The organism is Novilysobacter antarcticus, from assembly GCF_019802285.1.
Classification (GTDB): Bacteria; Pseudomonadota; Gammaproteobacteria; order Xanthomonadales; family Xanthomonadaceae; genus Novilysobacter; species Novilysobacter antarcticus.
Genome location: NZ_JAIEUJ010000003.1, coordinates 464316 through 482530, shown reverse-complemented (window position 1 = coordinate 482530; position 18215 = coordinate 464316). Strand labels below are relative to the sequence as shown.

Genomic DNA, 18215 nt, shown 5'->3' with positions numbered 1-18215 from the left:
CCGATGGTAGTGTGGCTTAAGCCATGCAAGAGTAGGTCATCGCTGGGCATTTACACCAAAGGCCGGATCCCAACAGGGTCCGGCCTTTTTCTTTGTACGGTGGCAGCGTTGGCAACACGCCGCGCAGACAGGCCAGCAATGACGCCTCCTGCAACCACGCCAAGGATCTGATTGCTGCCGGTGGTGAACTCAGACCGGCGACGCGACCTGCATGGCTGCGTGCACAAGCAGTGCTACTACGCACATCAGACCGATGAACCAGGTGCCGGTGCGGAGGCTAGCCTTGTCGGTGACGTAGAAGATTCCGTGGAGGATCCTGGCAGCGACGAATATGAGTGCCAGCAATGCGATGCGCGGAGGCTCGATTCCCGCAAGCTGGGCAAGAATCACCGCCGCCGCGAATGCTGGGAATGCTTCAAACGCATTCATCTGCGCCGAGTTTGCCCGGGATGTGCGCGGATTCTTCTGCCGGGCGAGCCAGGCGCGTGGATCGTTGTTGTCGAATCGCCCGCTGCCGGAGAGTTTGGCAACCACCGTCCAGACGTAAGGCAACATCGCGGCAACAAGTACACACCAATACGCGGTGGAAAGGTTCATCGGCGACTCTCTGCTGATGCTGGTGGCCAGCGTGGGTTTTAGACTATCGGAAATGACAACGGCGCCCCGAGGCGCCGTTGTCATACATCTATCCTGAGGCAATGCCGCCAACCAGCGGTACACAGTCCCCTATTGCTCAGCGCTTCATTGAGACTGCTTGTGCATCATGGCCTCACGGGCCGCGCGAAACGCGTTCCCCTCGTACCAGTTCGGCCACTGGTCGCCGCTCGCCAGATCCCGACCGACGCCATACAGGGCCTGCAGGTCCTGGACGACGCCTTCCAGATTCCAGTCCGGATCGAACTCGTCAGTGGGCTGGTGATAGCGGTTCAGCCCGTAGTCCTCGGCAGCTGCCTTGCCCGCCGCGATGCCACCGTCGACCAGATCATCTCCACCGCTGGCGTACAGGGCGGGCACTCCCGCTTTGGCGAAGTTGAAGTGATCCGAGCGGAAATAGAAGCCGCTCTCCGGCGTCGCTTCGGCAGTCAGCGTCCTTCCCTGCGCCTCGGCGTGGTGGCCCAGGATGTCCTCAAGCTCGGAGCTGCCCTTGCCGACAACCGTCATGTCACGCGAGGGTCCCGCGACCGACATCGCGTCAATGTTGATGACCGCGACCGTCTTGTCCAAGGGGATGCTCGGATGAGCCACGTAGTACTTGGAGCCCAGCAGCCCCGACTCTTCCAGGGTGACGGCGAGGAACAGCACGGAGCGTTCCGGGGCGGGCTGCTGGGCGACGAATGCCTGGGCGATGCCGAGAATGCCGGCAACGCCGGTGGCGTTGTCGATCGCTCCGTTGTAGATGGTGTCCTCGGCCGGATCGGTGCCCTCCTCGCGGTGGTCGCCCAAGTGGTCCCAGTGGGCCATGTAGACGATGGCCTCATCAGGCCGCGCGTTGCCGGGGAGCAAACCCATGACGTTCTTCGAGGACTTAGTCGTCACGGTGCTGGTGAGCTCCACCGACATCGACGCGTCCAGCGGAATCGCCTTGAAGCCCGGTTTATTCGCCGCCGTGTAGAGCTCGTCGAGATTATGGCCGGTGTCGGCAAGAAGGCTGCGCGCTACGTCCGCGGTGATCCAGCCCTGCGCCGGGAGACGCGGCTCCGGGTCGTCGGCCGCAGCCAGGTCGAACTGCGGGCCCGACCAGGAGTTCTTGACCACGTCCCAGCCGTAGGAAGCGCCGTCGCGGTCGTGGATGATCAGTGCCGCTGCGGCACCCTGGCGCGCGGCCTCTTCGAACTTGTAGGTCCAGCGGCCGTAGTAGGTCATCCGCTTGCCTTCAAACAGCTCTGCATCGTCGGTATGGAAGCCGGGGTCATTGATGAACATCACCACGGTCTTGCCCTTCACGTCGACGCCGGCGTAGTCATTCCAGTCCAGCTCGGGCGCGTTGACGCCGTACCCGACGAACACCAGGTCGCTGTTGTTGATTTCCACCCGGGTCTTGCCGCTGCGGGTACCGATCACCATGTCGCTGCCAAAGTTGAGCTGACGCGGTTTGCCGGCGACTTTCAGTGCGAGCTGGGTGGACTCGTCGGCGGTGGTCTCCACCATCGGCACGTCCTGGAAGTAGCTCTCGCCGTTGCCAGGCTTCAGACCCAGACTGCGGAATTGCTCTTCAAGCCAGGCGACGGTTTTTTCCTCACCCGCGCTGCCGGGAGCGCGTCCGCCGAATTCGTCCGAGGACAGCACCTTGACCCGTTCGGCGAAGTCCGGGGCGGAGATGGCACCGGCATCGGACTGGGTGACCGCTGGCGCGGCAGTTGGCGCGGGGGTGTCGTCGGCTTTGTTGCATGCCGCCAGAACCAGCGCGGCGGCGACCAGCGACGTCGCTGGCAGGAGTGGAATACGGGACATGCGAGCTCCGGGACGATCAGGACACCCGATACTAGCAGTCCGTTTCCCGCCCAAGCCCCGGCCCGATGAGGGGGCGCAGCGGTCCCTGCCGGGTCAATCCTTCAGCGGCGGGCGGTCTCCGGACCATGTCTTCACGGTGGCGCCGGTCACCTTGCCGATGCGCGCAGTCTCGTGAACGTGGAGTTCGACGTCGCGCTTAAACACCATGTCGCCCTCCACCTGCGCACCCGGCCCCACAACCACGCGCGGCGCCTTGTTGCCGAGGCTGAACCACTGAAAGCCGGGTTTGTCGTAGTGGATGCCGCCGATGAGGTGCGAGTTGGCGCCGACGGTCAGGTCGCCGTTGACCATCTCTATTCCGCCCTCGACCCGGGTTCCCACCAGGCCGATCGCGCCGTTGACGGTGCTGATGTTGCCGGCGACATTGCTCCCGCGATCCATGAAGATCTGACCGTTCACGGTCGAGGCGGCGCGGGTGCGCGTCTCGCGGCCGGCCCGGATCGAGCCATTGACCGTGGAAAGCTGGCCGGCGCGCACGTCATCGGCCAGTTTGATGCTGCCGTTGACGGTCGACACGTTGCCGGCTTCCGCGTTGGCGCCGATATTGATGCTTCCGTTCACGGTGTTGATGTTGCCCACGTGCGCACCTGCGTCCACGTCGATGCTGCCGGTGACCTTGCTGATGTTGTCCTGCGCAGCCGACGCTGGCAGAGGCCAGGCGCTGCCGGCAACAATGGCGAGTCCGGCAGAGAGGATGATCGTCAAGCTACGGGATTGCATGGTGTTCTCCCATCGAGGGTGGAGGATTCTGCACCGCGGACGGTGCGCCATCGGATGTCAACGTGAGCGTGGCGTCGATCTGGCCGATTGTGGCGCAGCCCCTTCGCTACAATCGCGGTCTGCCCATCGTAACCGGATCGATACCGTGCCCGTAGCTGCCCCCCATGCACTCCGCCCCGTCGTCCTGCTGATCCTCGATGGGTGGGGGCATCGGGAGGAGCGCGAAGACAACGCGCTGGCCCAGGCCCATCTGCCCCATTGGCATGCGTTGCTGGCGGGTTCGCCGCACACGTTGATCCATACCGAGGGTCGACATGTCGGCTTGCCGGACGGCCAGATGGGCAACTCGGAGGTCGGCCACATGAATCTGGGCGCGGGTCGGGTGGTGTACCAGGACCTGACCCGGATCGACGCAGCCATCGAGGATGGCAGCTTTTTCCGCAACGCCGAATTGCTCGCGGCGTGCACCGTGGCTCGTGAGAACGCCACCACGCTGCACCTGCTGGGTCTGGTGTCCCCGGGCGGAGTGCACAGTCACGAGAATCACCTGTTGGCGATGATCGATCTTGCCCGTCGTGAAGGTGTCGACCGGGTGGCGGTGCACGCGTTCCTGGACGGACGCGACATGCCACCGCGCTCGGCGGCGCCCAGTCTTTCCAGGCTGCAAAGCGCCTGCGACCAGGCGGGCAATGCGCGCATCGCCAGTGTGTCGGGACGCTACTACGCGATGGACCGCGACCATCGTTGGGACCGCGTCCGCAAGGCGTGGGACGCACTCGTCGAAGGCCAGGCCACCCAGCATGCCGATGACGCCGCCGCGGCGCTGGCCGCCGCGTACGCGCGCGGCGAAAACGATGAGTTCCTTGAGCCGACGGTGATCGGCGCACCGTCGCCGATCATGGACGGCGATGCGGTGGTGTTCATGAACTACCGCGCCGATCGCGCACGCCAGTTGACGGCGGCATTCGTGGAGCCGGGTTTCGACGGGTTTTCGGCGCGCCGGCCAGCACTCTCGCGCTTCGTGTGCTTGACCGAGTACGACGCCAGTCTGCCTGCGAAGGTTGCCTTCGGACCGGAGGATCTGCACAACACGCTCGGTGAGGTGCTGGCTCATAACGGCCTGCGTCAGCTGCGGATTGCCGAGACCGAAAAGTACGCGCACGTCACGTTCTTCTTCAGTGGTGGCCGCGAGGCACCCTACCCGGGCGAAAGCCGCATCCTCATTCCCAGCCCCGACGTTCCCACCTACGACCTGCAGCCGGAAATGAGCTGCCCGGAGGTCACCCGCGAGTTGGTGGCCGCGATTCGCTCCGGCAACATCGACGTGGCCATCTGCAATATCGCCAATCCCGACATGGTGGGCCACAGCGGCCTGCTGGAGGCGGCGATCAAGGCGGTGGAGGCGGTGGACGTGGCGATCGGCGCGATCGTGGCCGCGGTGCGCGAGGTGGGCGGTGCGCTGCTGGTCACCGCAGACCACGGCAACGTGGAAATGATGCGCGATGCCGCCACCGGCCAGCCCCATACGTCGCACACCGTCGGTCCGGTCCCGCTGGTGTATGTCGGCCCACGCGCCGCGGGTCTCCGTCCGGGCGGTTCGCTGCGCGACATTGCGCCGACCATGCTCGACCTGCTGGGTCTGCCACGCCCGGTGGAGATGACCGGCCGCAGCCTGCTTACGGACAGGCACCCGGCCTGATGCGCAAGCCGCCCGCGAGCGCGGTTTTCGCACTGGCATTGATGCTGCTGTGCCCGTGGCCTGCGCCTGCGCAGGATCGCGGCGACGCCGAGCGCAAACTGCAATCGGCGAAGAAGGAGCTGCAGGCGGTCGCCAGCGAGCGTCGGGAAGTGGAAGCCCGCCGGGGTGCGGCCACGCGTGAGCTGCGCCAGGCCGACGAGCGGGTCGCGGCTGCGAACCGGCGTCTGGTGGAAACCCGCCAGGCGTTGCAGGCAAGCAACGAGCGCATGCAGCAGCTGCAGACCCAACGCGCCGGCATGCAGGACAAACTGGCCGGTCGCCGCGACGAGCTGTCACGCCTGCTGCGCGCCGCGTACGCGCAGGGTGACGCCGCGCCGCTGAAGGTTCTGCTGGCACAGGACCGGGTCGCCGACGCCAACCGGCTGCTGGCCTACCACCGCTATCTGCAGGCCGATCGTGCGGCACGGATCAAGGAGCTGGGCGATCAGCTGGCCGGACTGGATCAGGTGGAGCGCGAGATCGTCGAGCGGCGCGCAGAGCTGGATGCGCAGATGGCAAAGCAGGCGCAGCAGGTCGACGAGCTGGAAAAGGAGCGCAAGGAACGTGGCACCCTGGTCGCGACCTTGGATAAAACCTACAAGGATCGGCAGAGCCGCGAAAAGGCCTTGGGCCGCGATGTCCAGGGGCTGGAGCAGGTGCTCAAGCAACTGCGTGCCGCCGCGGCCCGCGCCGAAGCCCAGCGCAAGGCCGCCGCAGCCAAGGCTGAACGCGAAGCCCGCCTGGCGCGCGAGCAGGCGAAGCGTGCGGGGCAACCGGCGCCGACGCCCGCACCCGCACGACCGGCGGCCTCCGCCAGCGGGCCCAAGGTAGGCGGCGCGGGATGGCCACTGAGCGGCAGCCTGATTGCCGGCTACGGGGCCAAGCTTCCCGACGGCCGGCCCAGCCAAGGCATGCTGATTGGCGCCAATGCCGGCACCTCGGTGCAGGCGGTCGCGGACGGCACCGTGGTGTACGCCGAATGGATGAGCGGTTTCGGACTGATCCTCATCATCGATCACGGCAACGGATACATGAGTCTGTACGCGCACAATGACGCGGTGCTGCGTGACGCCGGTGATGCTGTGCGCCGCGGCGACCCGGTATCGACCGTGGGCACTTCGGGTGGCCACGGCCGGCCGGCCCTGTATTTCGAACTGCGGCGCAATGGCGAACCGGTGAACCCGAATGTGTGGCTGAATCGCTGAGCGCCGCGGCTCGCGCTTTACCCAAAATTGGGGTGCTGCGGACTACCGTGGTTCCCATCGGCCATCCCCAACCGTCGGGAGCGCCCAACCGTTGTCTCCGGAGTTTGTTCATGTCCAAGCGCCACCTGAGCCCGCTCGTCCTTGCCATCGCCCTGGCGCTGTCGTACACCGCCGCCGCCGCCCCCGTCGGTGCGCCCCAGGACCCGGTTCGCACGCAGGTCGCAACGGACGCTGCCAAGGCACCCGCGGTGGAGGATGCGCGCACCGATCAGAGCAGCGACTCCAAGGTGCCGCTGGATGAGATCCGCCGCTACGTGGCGGTCTACAAGGCGGTGAAGGCCGCCTACGTCGAGCCGGTCGATGACCACCAGCTGATGCAGTCCGCGATCCGCGGCCTGTTGCTGGATCTGGACCCGCACAGCGCCTATCTGGAAGGCGACGCGGCGGAGAATTTCGACGAACAGTCGCGCGGCAATTACGAGGGGATCGGCGTGGAGATCCAGCGCCAGCCCGACGGCACGCTGCGGGTGATCGCACCGATCGACGACACGCCGGCCGCGCGCGCCGGCATCAAGTCCGGTGACCTGATCGTGGCGGTGGATGGCGCACCGTTGACGCCCTCCGATGAGGCCGCCAGCTCACTGCGCGGCGAAGCCGGCACCACGCTGGAACTGACCGTGATCCGCGATGGCGAAACCGAGCCGCTGACGATCAAGGTCCAGCGCCAGACCATCCGGATTGCCAGCGTGCGCACCAGGATGCTCGAGCCGGGATACGGCTATGTGCGCGTGAGTGCGTTCCAGGCCGACACCGCGGCGGAGTTCGACCGCCAGCTGGACGAGCTCCGCCAGAAGGCCGGCGGCAAATTGCGCGGCCTGGTGCTGGACCTGCGCAGCAATCCCGGCGGTCTGCTCACCGCCGCGGTACAGATCGCCGACTCGTTGCTGGATGAGGGCACGATCGTCAGCACCCGGGGTCGGATCGCGATCAGCGATGCCGTGTTCGGCGCGACCCCGGGCGACCGTCTGGGCGGCGCCCCGCTGGTGGTGCTGGTGGACGCGGGCTCGGCCAGTGCCTCGGAGGTGCTGGCCGGCGCCCTGGCCGACAACGGTCGCGCGCTGGTGATGGGCAGTCGCACCTTCGGCAAGGGATCGGTGCAAACGCTGCTGCCGCTGGACAACGGCGATTCCGTCAAGCTCACCACCGCGCGTTACTACACGCCCAGCGGCAAGTCGATCCAGGCCCTGGGCATCGTTCCGGACATCCTGCTGAAGCCCGATGCGGACGCTGGCAACGGCGGTCGTAAGGGCTACACCGAGGCCAGCTTGCCGGGCCATCTGGGTGGCGACGGCGAGGAGTCGCGGGACGCGTCGGAAGGCGAGGTGCTCGAAGGCGACGGCTACATTGACCTGGCCCTGGCTGAGCTGAAAAAACTTCCGGCCAAAACGGTGCGGAAGGCGGCCGCGAAGGACGCCCAGGCTCCCACTCAGTAACCGCGGCGTCGGCGCAGGCGGCGGGCAATGCCCGCCCTGGCAATCAAGGCGAACGCACCGCCGAAGGCAAAGCCGGCCACATGCGCCGACCACGCAACGGCGCCGAACGCCGGGCCGATGTAGGTGAACACCACCTGCAGCAGGGCCCACACGCCGATGAGCAAGGGTGCGGGCATCTTGACGAACTGCAGGAACAGCCCCAGCGGCACCACCACGCCGAGCCGTGCTCCCGGAAAGAGCGCCAGATAGGCGCCGATCAGCGCCGACACCGCGCCACTGGCGCCGATGATCAGGCGGTCGGGCGTGGAAATGGCCAGCACCGCTGCCAGGTTCGCCACCGCGCCGCCGAGCAGGAACAGCAGCATGAACCGCCACGGGCCCATCGCACGCTCCGCTGGCAGGCCGAAGATCAGCAGGAACACCAGATTGCCCAGCAGGTGGGCCCAGTCGGCGTGCAGGAACAGCGCGCTAACCAACCGCACCAGATTGCCGTCGGCCAGGGCCTCGCGCCAGGCCAGTGGCGTGGTCAGCCCCCCCGAGAGCGCTCCCCACTCCAGCAGCAACGCGTGTTGCTCGCTTGCCGGTAGCAGCGTGCCCCAGGTGAAGCACAGCCACAGACCGGCAAACAGCAACGGGGTGGCCCATCGCAGCGGCGGCTTCTGGCGCGAGGGGATTGCAATGAACACATCGGGTTCCGGCAGCCGGGACACTGGATGATACGGGTCACCCGATGGCGCCTTCGAGCCTGAATGCGCGGCGGTGACATAGCGTGACGTACGTCATTGTTAGCGTAAGGTTAATTGCCACGTTATAGTGCGGACGGCGCCGTATGGCGGCAACCCCGGCGCCTGCCGGAAACCGGCCCCCGCCGGCGATCCAGGCGGGCGCGAAACCAAGGTTCTGGAGAGAATTCGCATGCAGCACGTACACAGCATCACCCGCCTTTCGGCACTGGTCATCGGCATCGCCGGGGCACTGTCGATGGGTCACGCGCACGGCGCCGCGTTTCAGCTCAAGGAGAACAGTGCCAAGGGTCTGGGACGCGCGTTTGCGGGTTCCACCAGCGCGCCCGGCGACGCGTCCGTGGTGGCGACCAACCCGGCGGCGATGCGCCATCTGGACGGCCGCCAGATCCAGGCCGACCTGAGCGCCATCAGCTTCTCGGCCGATTTTGACGGCAGCGGTCGCCACGTCGGCCCCACCGGCCCGGGCACCGGGATGCCGGTTTCCGGCGGCAACGGCGGCGACGCGGGCATGATCGCCCCGGTCCCGGCGGCGTACTTCCATATGCCGATGGGCGAGAGCGCGCACTTCGGCGTCTCCCTGACCGCCCCGTTCGGCTTCAAGACCGACTACGACCGCAACTGGGTCGGCCGCTACAATGCCGTCACCACCGACCTGAAGGCCATCGACCTGGGCCTGTCGGCGTCCTACGACATCAACCCGTACCTGTCCTTCGGCGCGTCGGTGTTCGTTGAGCACCTGACGATCGAGTTGAGCAACGCGATCGACTTCGGAACCGCGATCTACGCCCAGGGCGGCGGCGCGGCCGGCTTTGCTCCCGGCAATGCAGATGGTTTCGTCACCATCGAAGGTGACAACAACGCGGTGGGCTACACCATCGGCGGCCTGTTCAGCCCGAGCGAGAACACCCATATCGCGCTGAGCTACCGCTCCAAGGTCAAGCACAAGATCACCGGCGGCGACGCCGATTTCACCGTGCCGGCCAATGCCGCCGCCTTCCTGTCGGTCTACGCACCGGGCCAGTATGTCGATACCAAGGGCCGCGCCGAGCTGACCCTGCCGGCGTCGGCCACCCTCAGCGTGACCCACAACGTCAACGACCGCTGGTCGGTGATGGGCGACGTGTCGCGCACCGCGTGGAAGACCGCGTTTGACAGCGTGACGGTTGAATTCGATTCGGCACAAGCCGATAACGTCCTCGCCTTCCGCTACGACGACACCACGTTCGTCTCACTCGGTACCGAGTACCGCCTGAACGACACCGTCACCCTGCGTGGCGGCGTTGCCTACGACGAGACCCCGACCAGCGATGCGCATCGCGACGTGCGCGTGCCGGACGTGACCCGCAAGTGGCTGTCGCTGGGCGTCGGCTGGACCCCGTCGGAGCGGATGGAGTTCAACCTCGGCTACACGCACCTGTTCACCAAGGACCCGACCATCAACAGTGTGTCGGCTACGGGCAGCACCCTGGCCGGCAGCTACGAGGTCGGTGGTGACATCCTGGCGGCGTCGATCAACTACAAGTTCTGATCGAGCCTCCCGGTGGAAGAGAGCCCCGCTTCGGCGGGGTTTTTTTTGGCCAGACTCTGCAGGATGCGCGCGAGCGTCGCAGCGGAGTATTCCGTTCCGGTCGGCGTGTCCGGGTTGGGCGGCGGCGCATCGGCGGTTCTCAACGTGGCTTGCAGTCCGCTGTCCCCGGCGTAGATGGGTGCATCCACTGTCAGGGGACCGGCGGCGGGGAGCTGAACGTGCAGCGCTTGATAGATCACGATCGCGTTGAGCAGGGTCAGATGCCGTCCCGGATGCATGCCGTCGGCGGCAAACCACGCCAGTTCCGGCGCTGCCGCGGTCAAGTGGCGCAGCGTCTCGGAGACTTCCGCGTAATCGATGCCGGCCGCTTTGCTGGCAGCAGCCTCCGCCTGCACCAATTGCCGCGAGATCGTCGGGGTCGGCTGGTAGCTGCCCAGCATGACGACGGTGGCGCCGTGCTCTCTGCCGATGCGTGCCAAAGCCATCATTGCCGCGCGCGACTCGATGCAGGAATCCGGGCCGAACGAGCACAGCAGATCGCCACCGCGCTCCTGGATGACCAGCGTGTCGTAACGTCCAGACTGCATGGCCTGCTCGACCTGACCGTCGGCAACCAACTGGGCCAGCGTGGCGCCGCCCTCCACGATCATCCCGCTCGTCGCCGGGTGCCCGTTGGCCGTGCTGAGCGCCGCGTAAACGGCAGGAGCGTTGCCGTAGTAGGTCAGGCTGTTGCCGACAAACAACACGTGTTGTTTGTCGGATCTGGTGTCCGCGGCCGCGCATGCACATAAGCCGGCGGCGAGAAGGAAGGCCAGTGCCAGCCTGAAGCCTGATCAGATGCTCACATGTTTCTCGCTTTGCGTGTCGCCATCGCAGGAGGCTCCGGTTTGAAAGTGGAGCTTGACATGCGGCCACGCGGAATAAAAAACGCCCCGCAATGCGGGGCGCTGAGTTGCCGTGACGTGCTGGGGTCAGCGCTTCATCGAGGAGAAGAACTCGTCGTTGGACTTGGAGCTCTTCATCTTGTCGAGCAGGAATTCCATCGCGCCGATCTCGTCCATGCCGTGCAGCAGCTTGCGCAGGATCCAGATCTTCTGCAGCAGCTCGGGCTCGATCAGGTAGTCCTCGCGGCGGGTGCCGGAGCGGTTGATGTCGATCGCCGGGTACACGCGCTTCTCGGCGATGCGGCGGCTCAGGTGTACCTCGGAGTTGCCGGTGCCCTTGAACTCCTCGTAGATCACCTCGTCCATCTTGCTGCCGGTATCGACCAGCGCGGTGGCGATGATGGTCAGGCTGCCGCCTTCCTCGACGTTGCGCGCCGCGCCGAAGAACCGCTTCGGGCGGTGCAGCGCATTGGCGTCCACGCCGCCCGACAACACCTTGCCCGAGCTGGGCAGGACGTTGTTGTAGGCGCGGGCCAGACGGGTGATGGAGTCGAGCAGGATCACCACGTCCTTCTTGTGCTCGACCAGGCGCTTGGCCCGCTCAATCACCATCTCGGCGACCTGCACGTGGCGCGCGGCCGGCTCGTCGAAGGTCGAGGAGATCACTTCGCCGCGCACGGTGCGCTGCATCTCGGTGACTTCCTCTGGCCGCTCGTCGATCAGCAGCACGATCATGTGCACGTCGGGATGGTTGTGGCTGATCGCGGTGGCGATCTGCTGCATCATCATCGTCTTGCCGGCCTTGGGCGGGCTGACGATCAGGGCGCGCTGACCCTTGCCCTGCGGGGCCATCAGGTCGAGGATCCGGCCGGTGATGTCCTCGGTCGAGCCGTCGCCGCGCTCGAGCTGGAACTTGCGCCGTGGGAACAGCGCGGTCAGGTTCTCGAACAGAACCTTGTTTTTGGACGCTTCCAGCGGTTCGCCGTTGATCGTATCGACGATCGACAGGGCGAAATACCGTTCGCCGTCTTTCGGGAATCGGATGCGGCCCGAAAGGTGGTCGCCGGTGCGCAGGTTGAAGCGGCGAATCTGGCTGGGCGAGATATATGTATCGTCCGGGCCGGCCAGGTAGGACGCTTCGGCCGCCCGCAGGAAGCCGAACCCGTCGGGCAGGATTTCCAGCACGCCGTCGGCGGCGACGCCTTCGCCGTGCCGGGTCAGCACCTTCAGCACCGCGAAGATGACGTCCTGCTTGCGGGCGCGCGCGACGCCTTCGGAGATGTTCAGCTGCTCGGCGATTTCCAGTAGCTTGTGCGCCGGCATGCGCTTGAGGTCGCCGAGCGAATAGGTCGGGAAGCCCTCGGGTACCTGAGGATTGGAGCGCGGGATGAACGGCTCGTTGCCGCCGTCATCGCTGGGCAGGCCGTCGCGCGGACCACTCCTGCCGCCGCCACCGCCACCACCACCACCGCGCTCGCGCTTGCTGCGGAATCGTTCGCGGCGGTTGTTGCTGCGGCCGCCTTCCTGGTCGCGGTGTTGGCCGTCGCGGGGCGGGCGCTGGTGGCCTTCGCCACCGCCGCCGCTTTCCTGGTTCTTGCCGTGCTGGTCGCCGCTGTCCTGGCGGGCAGTATCGCCACCGCCGGACGCGGGCGCCGCGGTCGGGGCGGAATCCTTGGGCTTGCTCGCCGGCGCGGGTTCGCCGCCGGACGGGGCGGTTTCAGGCTTTGCCGCGGCCTTGGGCGCAGGCTTGGCTGCCTGCGCGACGGGCGCGGCATCGGACTTGGGTGCCGGTGCCGGTGCCGGCGCCGGCGCCGGCGCCGGCGCGGATGAGGGTGCCGCTGGTGCCGGCTTTGCCGGCTCGGATTTGGCGGCCGGCGTCATCGGCAGTTCGCTCTGGGGCGAATCGACCTTGGCGGCCGTGGTTTTGCTCACGCGCGTCTTGCGCACGCGCTTTTCGGCGATATCGCCGGCGTCGGGGGTGTTTTCGGACAAGCGGGTATTCCTCGCTAAGCGGCGAGCGCCCGCGAAAGGCGGGCGAAGCGTCAGGGACGTTGGATTCGGTAAACAGGTGCGGCGGGGAACCGACTTCAGCAGGCCAAGACGGCTGGCAAGCGGGGGTCGTTCAGGCACCGGGCCCTGCGAAACTAGCACTGCGACGGGCCCCGCTGCAAGTATTGCCGGCAAATACCGGAGCCCATCGGTTCAGCTGCGGGGAATCCGCCCGGAGGCCGCCCGCGCGAAGGGGCTCAGAGCGCCTTGTCGATCATCTGTGCGAGCTGGCCCTTGCCGACCGCACCGATCTGCGTTTCCTGCACCTGCCCGTCCTTGAACAGCAGCAGCATCGGGATCGAGCGCACGTGGTACTTGAGCGCGGTGGCCTGATTGTGGTCGACGTTGATCTTGGCGATCTTGACGCGACCGGCATAGGTCTCCGCCAGCTCCTCCAGCGCGGGGGCGATCATCTTGCACGGCCCGCACCACTCGGCCCAGAAGTCGACCAGGACCGGCTCGGCGGACTGCAGAACAACAGATTCAAAGTCGGCGTCGCCGACCTGGATGGTTTTCTCGCTCACGGATGACTCCTGGATGGGGTGGGTGCCGGCGCATGGGCGGCCGGACTGGCGATAGCGCGTAATGAAAGCACGTCCGGCAAGGGTAGCCCGGCGGGTGCGACGCTGTTGTCAGCGCGCATGCGTTAAACTGGGGTGTTTGGCGGGTGCTATCAAGTCCCGCACGCTGCGGTCAGGGACGAAACTGGCCGACCCCGGCAGTCTGCAAGCCAGCTGCCATCCATGCAAGCGCAGTCCCTGCGCGCGATCTCCCGGACCCCTATGACTGACCGCCCGAGCGACAAGCCACTTACCGATATCACCTTTGACTCCTTCGACCTGCATCCGCGCCTGCTGGCCGGACTCGAGTTGGCCGGATTCACCCGCTGCACCCCGATCCAGGCAATGAGCCTGCCGGTCGCGCTCAAGGGCGGTGACGTGGCCGGCCAGGCGCAGACCGGCACCGGCAAGACCCTCGCTTTCCTGGTCGCCACGATCAACCGCCTGCTGACCAAGCCGGCGCTGGCCGATCGCAACCCCGGCGATCCGCGTGCGCTGATCCTTGCACCGACCCGGGAGCTGGCGATCCAGATCCACAAGGATGCGGTCAAGCTGGGCCCGGAGGTCGGCCTGACCTTCGCCCTGGTCTATGGCGGCGTGGACTACGACAAGCAGCGCGAGCTGCTGCAGAAGGGCGTGGATGTGATCATCGCCACCCCGGGACGCCTGATCGACTACGTCAAGCAGCACAAGGTGGTGAGCCTGCACGCGTGCGAGGTGTGCGTGCTGGACGAGGCCGACCGGATGTTCGACCTGGGCTTCATCAAGGACATCCGCTTCCTGCTGCGGCGCATGCCGGCCTGCACCGTCCGTCAGACCCTGCTGTTCTCGGCCACGCTCAGCCACCGCGTGCTGGAGCTGGCCTACGAGCACATGAACGAGCCGGAAAAGCTGGTGGTGGAGTCGGAATACATCACCGCATCCCAGGTCCGCCAGTTGCTCTACTTCCCCGCGGACGAGGAGAAGATCCCGCTGCTGCTGGGCCTGCTGTCGCGCAGTGAAGGCGCGCGCACCATGGTGTTCGTCAATACCAAGGTGTGGGTGGAGCGCGTTGCCCGGGCCCTGGAGAAGGGCGGCTACCGGGTGGGCGTGCTCTCCGGTGATGTGCCGCAGAAGAAGCGCGAATCCCTGCTGGCGAAGTTCCAGAAGGGCCAGCTGGAGGTTCTGGTCGCCACCGATGTGGCCGCGCGCGGTCTGCACATCGACGGCGTGAAGTACGTCTACAACTACGATCTGCCGTTTGACGCCGAGGACTATGTCCACCGCATCGGCCGTACGGCGCGGCTGGGCGAGGAGGGCGACGCGATCAGCTTCGCCTGCGAGCGCTACGCGATCGGCCTGCCGGATATCGAGGCCTACATCGAACAGAAGATCCCCAGCGCACGGGTCGAGCCCGAGCTGCTGATACCGCTGCCGCGGCCGGCACGTGAAAAGGTGGCCGGCGAAGAGCAGGAAAGCGTTGGTGCGATTTTCAAGGAAGCCCGCGAGGCGCGAGCGGCCGAGGAAGAGCGTCGTGGCGGCGGTCGCAGCCGCAGCGGCGAGGGCAGTGGGCGCGGCGGCGCCGGGCGTCGCGAAGGTGGTCCGGCCACGCCGCGTCGTCCCCGCAAGGAGCATCCGCAGAGTGCTGCCGCGCCGCACGAGCCGGCCATCGCCGAGAACGCGGCGGCAGACGTGGCGGTCGATCCGGCATCCGCGTCCGCATCCGTCGCGCCGGTCAACACGCCAGCGCAGCAGGGCGTCGCCGTGGGCAGCGATCCCGCGCGTCCGCCGCGCAAGCGTCGCCGGCGACGCGGCGGCCGCAAGATCGAGGGCCAGCAGGGCGATGTAGACCAGCAGCCACCCACGTCCACCGCCCCCGCCAAGACGTCGCGTGCGTCGTCCCAGCCATCGGCGCCCGCCTCCGCCCGATCTGCTCCGCCGACACAGGACAAGCCGCCAGTGGCCAACGGCGAGCGCAAGTTGCACCAGGTGCCGGCGAACAAGGCCGCTCCGCGACTGGGCTCCGCGGCAGCCACTCCGTCCAAGCCGGGACTGCTGGGTCGCCTGGGCAAGCGCCTGAAATCCCTGGTTGGCGGCGACTCGTGAGCCGAAACTGATCACTGGCCGGCGCGCGGGTGTTCAACGCGCGCGCAGTTCCGGGCGCCGACAACGCCGAGCGCTGGCCATCCCGGAGTGCGCCGTCGATACTTGCCAACGATGAACCGGATGGGCCCGCGATGAGCGTTCTGCGCTTCGACAATGTCAGCAAGCACTACGAAGGCGGCCGAAAGGCGCTGGAGGACGTGAGCTTCGAGGTTGCCCAGGGCGAGATGCTGTTCCTCACCGGCCACTCCGGCGCCGGCAAAAGCACCCTGCTGAAATTGATACACCTGGCCGAGCGGCCAACCCGCGGGACCGTGCTGTTCGGCGAGCGCAACCTGCAGCGCGTGCGAGGCGGCAAGGTCGCGCTGCATCGCCGCGGTGTCGGCGTGGTGTTCCAGGACCACCGGCTGCTGGCCGATCGCAGTGTCGCCGACAACGTCGCCCTGCCCTTGCTGCTGCAGGGGTTGCGCCGGCAGGAAATCGTCAAGCGGGTGCGCGCCGTGCTCGACCGGGTGAGTCTGGGCGCCAGGGCGCAGGCGCTGCCATCGCAACTTTCCGCGGGCGAACAGCAGCGCGTCGGCATTGCCCGTGCCATCGTCGGTGAGCCGCCCCTGCTGGTGGCCGACGAGCCGACCGGCAACCTGGATCCGACCCTTTCGGCGGAGATCATGACCCTGTTCGAGTCACTTCCCGAGCGCGGCACCAGTGTGCTGGTCGCCAGCCATGACCTCGCGTTGGTCAAGCGGATGCGCAAGCGCGTGCTGGTGCTCAACCAGGGCCAGCTGGTGGACGACATCGACCCGGAGGACCTGGCCGAATGAGCACCCCGATCGCCGCCCCCGCACCGGTGCGCCGCAGCGGTCTGGGTGCCTGGTTCGACCATCACCTGTACAGCCTGATGGCCAGTCTCGGCCGCATGGCGCGCAAGCCGTGGTCGACGGCCTTGACCATCGGCGTCATGGCGCTGGCCCTCGCGCTTCCGCTGGGACTCTGGTCGGCGTTGTCCAACGTTGAACGCTTCGCTGGCGACGTGCAGGAAGCCCGGCAGATCAGCGTTTTCCTTCAGACCGGAACCAGCGAGGCGGACGCCGGTGCGCTGGCGGAAACCCTGCGCTCGCGGGCCGACGTGGCCGCGGTGGAGTGGCGCAGTCCCGATCAGGGACTAACCGAACTGCGTGGTGTGCCCGGGCTGGGCGAGACCATCGATGCACTGGACGCCAACCCGCTGCCGCACCTGCTGGTGATCACCCCGGCCCATGACGAGGTCGCCCTGGCGTCGGCGCTGGCGCAGATGCCACAGACCGACCTGGTCCAGCACGACGCTGCCTGGCGCGAGCGGCTGGATGGCTGGCTCCGCTTTGGCGGACGACTGGCGTGGGTGCTGGCGGCCATGCTCGGGCTGGGCGCGCTGCTCGTCGTCGGCAACACCGTGCGGCTGGATATCCAGCAACGCACCGGCGAGATCGGCATCCTGCAACTGCTCGGCGCGACGGATGGCTTCATCCGTCGTCCGTTTCTCTACCTGGGTCTGGGCTACGGCCTGTTGGCTGGCGCGTTGGCGCTGGCTTTGCTCACCGCCGCCGACGCCGCCCTGCGCCCGCCCTTGGTGGAACTGGCCCGCAGCTATGGCAGCGATTTCGCCCTGCGCGGCTTCACGGCGTTCGAAGCGGGCGGGGTGCTGGTCTGCGCCGCCATCCTGGGTTGGCTGGGTGCGTGGCTGGTGACCGGCCACTACCTGCGCCAGACCCGGCCGACCGACACATGACCGCCTCACCCGCTCCTGCCATACCCGACAAGCTGCGGCACATGGTGAGCGCCGCGCCGCGGGTCATGGTCGTCGATGGCTCGCGGGTCGTCCGCCGCCTGATCGGCGACGTGCTCATTCGCGAGTTGCCCGACGTCCGCGTGGTGCCATGTGCGGGCATCGCCGAGGCCGCCCAAGCACTGGGCGAAGGCCCCGTGGACCTGGTCACCACCTCGCTGGCGTTGCCCGACGGCGACGGCATCGCGCTGGCCCGCGCGGTCCGTGATGCGGCCGGGCAGCGCTACGTCCCGGTGATCGTGGTGTCCGGCGACGCCCAGTCGCACCTGGAATCGCGCCAGTTCACCGAGGACGTCACCGACTATTTCGACAAGGCCCTCGGGCACGCCGCCCTGGCAACCTTCATCCGAGGCTACGTCCAGCCCGAATCGGTTCCCGGTGCCCGCATCCTGTACGTGGAGGACAGTCGCGTGGTGGCGCTGGCGACCAAGCGCATGCTCGAGCGCCAGCAACTGGAAGTGACCCATTTCACCGGCGTCGAGGAGGCGCTGGAGTATCTGGAGGCGCACCGCGGCCAGCCCGACCCGGGCACCAACCTGGTGCTCACCGACGTCTACCTGAAAGGGGAGCTGGAGGGCAGCGACCTGCTCGACCGGATCCGCAATGACTTCGGCTATGGCAAACGCCGGCTGCCGGTGCTGGTGATGACAGGCGATGCGAACGTCGACAACCAGAGCGCGCTGCTGCGCGCGGGTGCGAACGATCTGGTGCTCAAGCCCATCGAGGAGCGCCTCCTGATCACCAAGACCCTGTTCCAGCTGCGGTTGGCGAAGCTGGCCTGAGTCTCCGGGGTCGGGCAGCGGCCGCCGGCCGCACCGGCAGTCTGTGACTGCGTGAGCACGCCGCGACCTGCACAAGCGCACTTTGACCCACCACG

14 protein-coding genes and 2 pseudogenes are annotated in these 18215 nt (G+C 67.1%); 9 read left to right on the top strand and 7 right to left on the bottom strand.

The window, feature by feature from the left end:
- Positions 1-189 precede the first annotated feature (189 nt).
- The 3 genes from KZ491_RS11275 to KZ491_RS11265 form a co-directional block, all read right to left on the bottom strand.
- A complete protein-coding gene (locus tag KZ491_RS11275) occupies positions 190-681 on the bottom strand; it encodes an MAPEG family protein (RefSeq protein WP_222565928.1) in 492 nt (163 codons plus the stop codon).
- Between the two features lie 60 nt (positions 682-741).
- Complete coding sequence (locus KZ491_RS11270) at positions 742-2433, bottom strand: M28 family metallopeptidase (RefSeq protein WP_425493153.1); 1692 nt, start codon at positions 2431-2433, stop codon at positions 742-744.
- A 111-nt stretch (positions 2434-2544) separates the two neighbouring features.
- Positions 2545-3231, bottom strand: a complete 687-nt coding sequence (locus tag KZ491_RS11265) for a hypothetical protein (RefSeq protein WP_222565926.1) — start codon at positions 3229-3231, stop codon at positions 2545-2547.
- Between the two features lie 145 nt (positions 3232-3376).
- Between KZ491_RS11265 and gpmI the strand changes: the two genes are divergently transcribed.
- From gpmI to KZ491_RS11250, 3 genes are all read left to right on the top strand, one after another.
- Positions 3377-4930 (top strand): 2,3-bisphosphoglycerate-independent phosphoglycerate mutase, encoded by a 1554-nt coding sequence (gene gpmI, locus KZ491_RS11260; protein ID WP_343225610.1) that lies wholly within the window; start codon positions 3377-3379, stop codon positions 4928-4930.
- Entirely contained in the window at positions 4930-6174 is a 1245-nt protein-coding gene (locus KZ491_RS11255) for a murein hydrolase activator EnvC family protein (RefSeq protein ID WP_222565925.1), read from the top strand. Before gpmI ends, KZ491_RS11255 begins: the two co-directional genes overlap by 1 nt.
- A gap of 110 nt (positions 6175-6284) precedes the next feature.
- Positions 6285-7667 carry a S41 family peptidase gene (locus KZ491_RS11250; RefSeq protein ID WP_222565924.1) on the top strand — a complete coding sequence of 461 codons (1383 nt, stop codon included), beginning with the start codon at positions 6285-6287 and terminating at the stop codon, positions 7665-7667.
- On the opposite strand, the gene KZ491_RS11245 is transcribed toward KZ491_RS11250, so the two are convergent.
- Positions 7661-8353, bottom strand: a complete 693-nt coding sequence (locus KZ491_RS11245; protein ID WP_222565923.1) for a rhomboid family intramembrane serine protease — start codon at positions 8351-8353, stop codon at positions 7661-7663. The two genes, KZ491_RS11250 and KZ491_RS11245, sit on opposite strands and share 7 nt — an antisense overlap.
- Before the next feature lie 229 nt (positions 8354-8582).
- On the opposite strand from KZ491_RS11245, the gene KZ491_RS11240 reads away from it, so the two are divergent.
- Positions 8583-9941 (top strand): outer membrane protein transport protein, encoded by a 1359-nt coding sequence (locus tag KZ491_RS11240; RefSeq protein WP_222565922.1) that lies wholly within the window; start codon positions 8583-8585, stop codon positions 9939-9941.
- On the opposite strand, the gene KZ491_RS11235 is transcribed toward KZ491_RS11240, so the two are convergent.
- The 3 genes from KZ491_RS11235 to trxA all read right to left on the bottom strand — a co-directional run bounded on the left by KZ491_RS11235 (position 9929) and on the right by trxA (position 13398).
- The gene (locus KZ491_RS11235) at positions 9929-10687 is read right to left on the bottom strand and encodes an SGNH/GDSL hydrolase family protein (protein ID WP_222565921.1); all 759 of its coding nucleotides are present in this window, start codon (positions 10685-10687) and stop codon (positions 9929-9931) included. The genes KZ491_RS11240 and KZ491_RS11235 overlap by 13 nt on opposite strands.
- Positions 10688-10912: 225 nt before the next feature.
- Positions 10913-12817, bottom strand: a complete 1905-nt coding sequence (rho, locus tag KZ491_RS11230; protein WP_222565920.1) for a transcription termination factor Rho — start codon at positions 12815-12817, stop codon at positions 10913-10915.
- Between the two features lie 254 nt (positions 12818-13071).
- A complete protein-coding gene (gene trxA / locus KZ491_RS11225; protein ID WP_222565919.1) occupies positions 13072-13398 on the bottom strand; it encodes a thioredoxin in 327 nt (108 codons plus the stop codon).
- Between the two features lie 258 nt (positions 13399-13656).
- Between trxA and rhlB the strand changes: the two genes are divergently transcribed.
- The 5 genes and pseudogenes from rhlB to KZ491_RS12985 all read left to right on the top strand — a co-directional run.
- Positions 13657-15519 (top strand): ATP-dependent RNA helicase RhlB, encoded by a 1863-nt coding sequence (gene rhlB, locus KZ491_RS11220; RefSeq protein WP_222565918.1) that lies wholly within the window; start codon positions 13657-13659, stop codon positions 15517-15519.
- A gap of 131 nt (positions 15520-15650) precedes the next feature.
- A complete protein-coding gene (gene ftsE, locus KZ491_RS11215) occupies positions 15651-16337 on the top strand; it encodes a cell division ATP-binding protein FtsE (RefSeq protein WP_222565917.1) in 687 nt (228 codons plus the stop codon).
- Complete coding sequence (gene ftsX / locus KZ491_RS11210; RefSeq protein ID WP_222565916.1) at positions 16334-17281, top strand: permease-like cell division protein FtsX; 948 nt, start codon at positions 16334-16336, stop codon at positions 17279-17281. The genes ftsE and ftsX overlap by 4 nt, the downstream gene beginning before the upstream one ends.
- Positions 17278-17806: pseudogene (locus tag KZ491_RS12990) on the top strand (response regulator); the annotation flags it as partial. The gene ftsX and the pseudogene KZ491_RS12990, both read left to right, overlap by 4 nt.
- Positions 17785-18120 (top strand): annotated as a pseudogene (locus tag KZ491_RS12985) (response regulator); the annotation flags it as partial. The pseudogenes KZ491_RS12990 and KZ491_RS12985, both read left to right, overlap by 22 nt.
- Between the last annotated feature and the right edge of the window lie 95 nt (positions 18121-18215).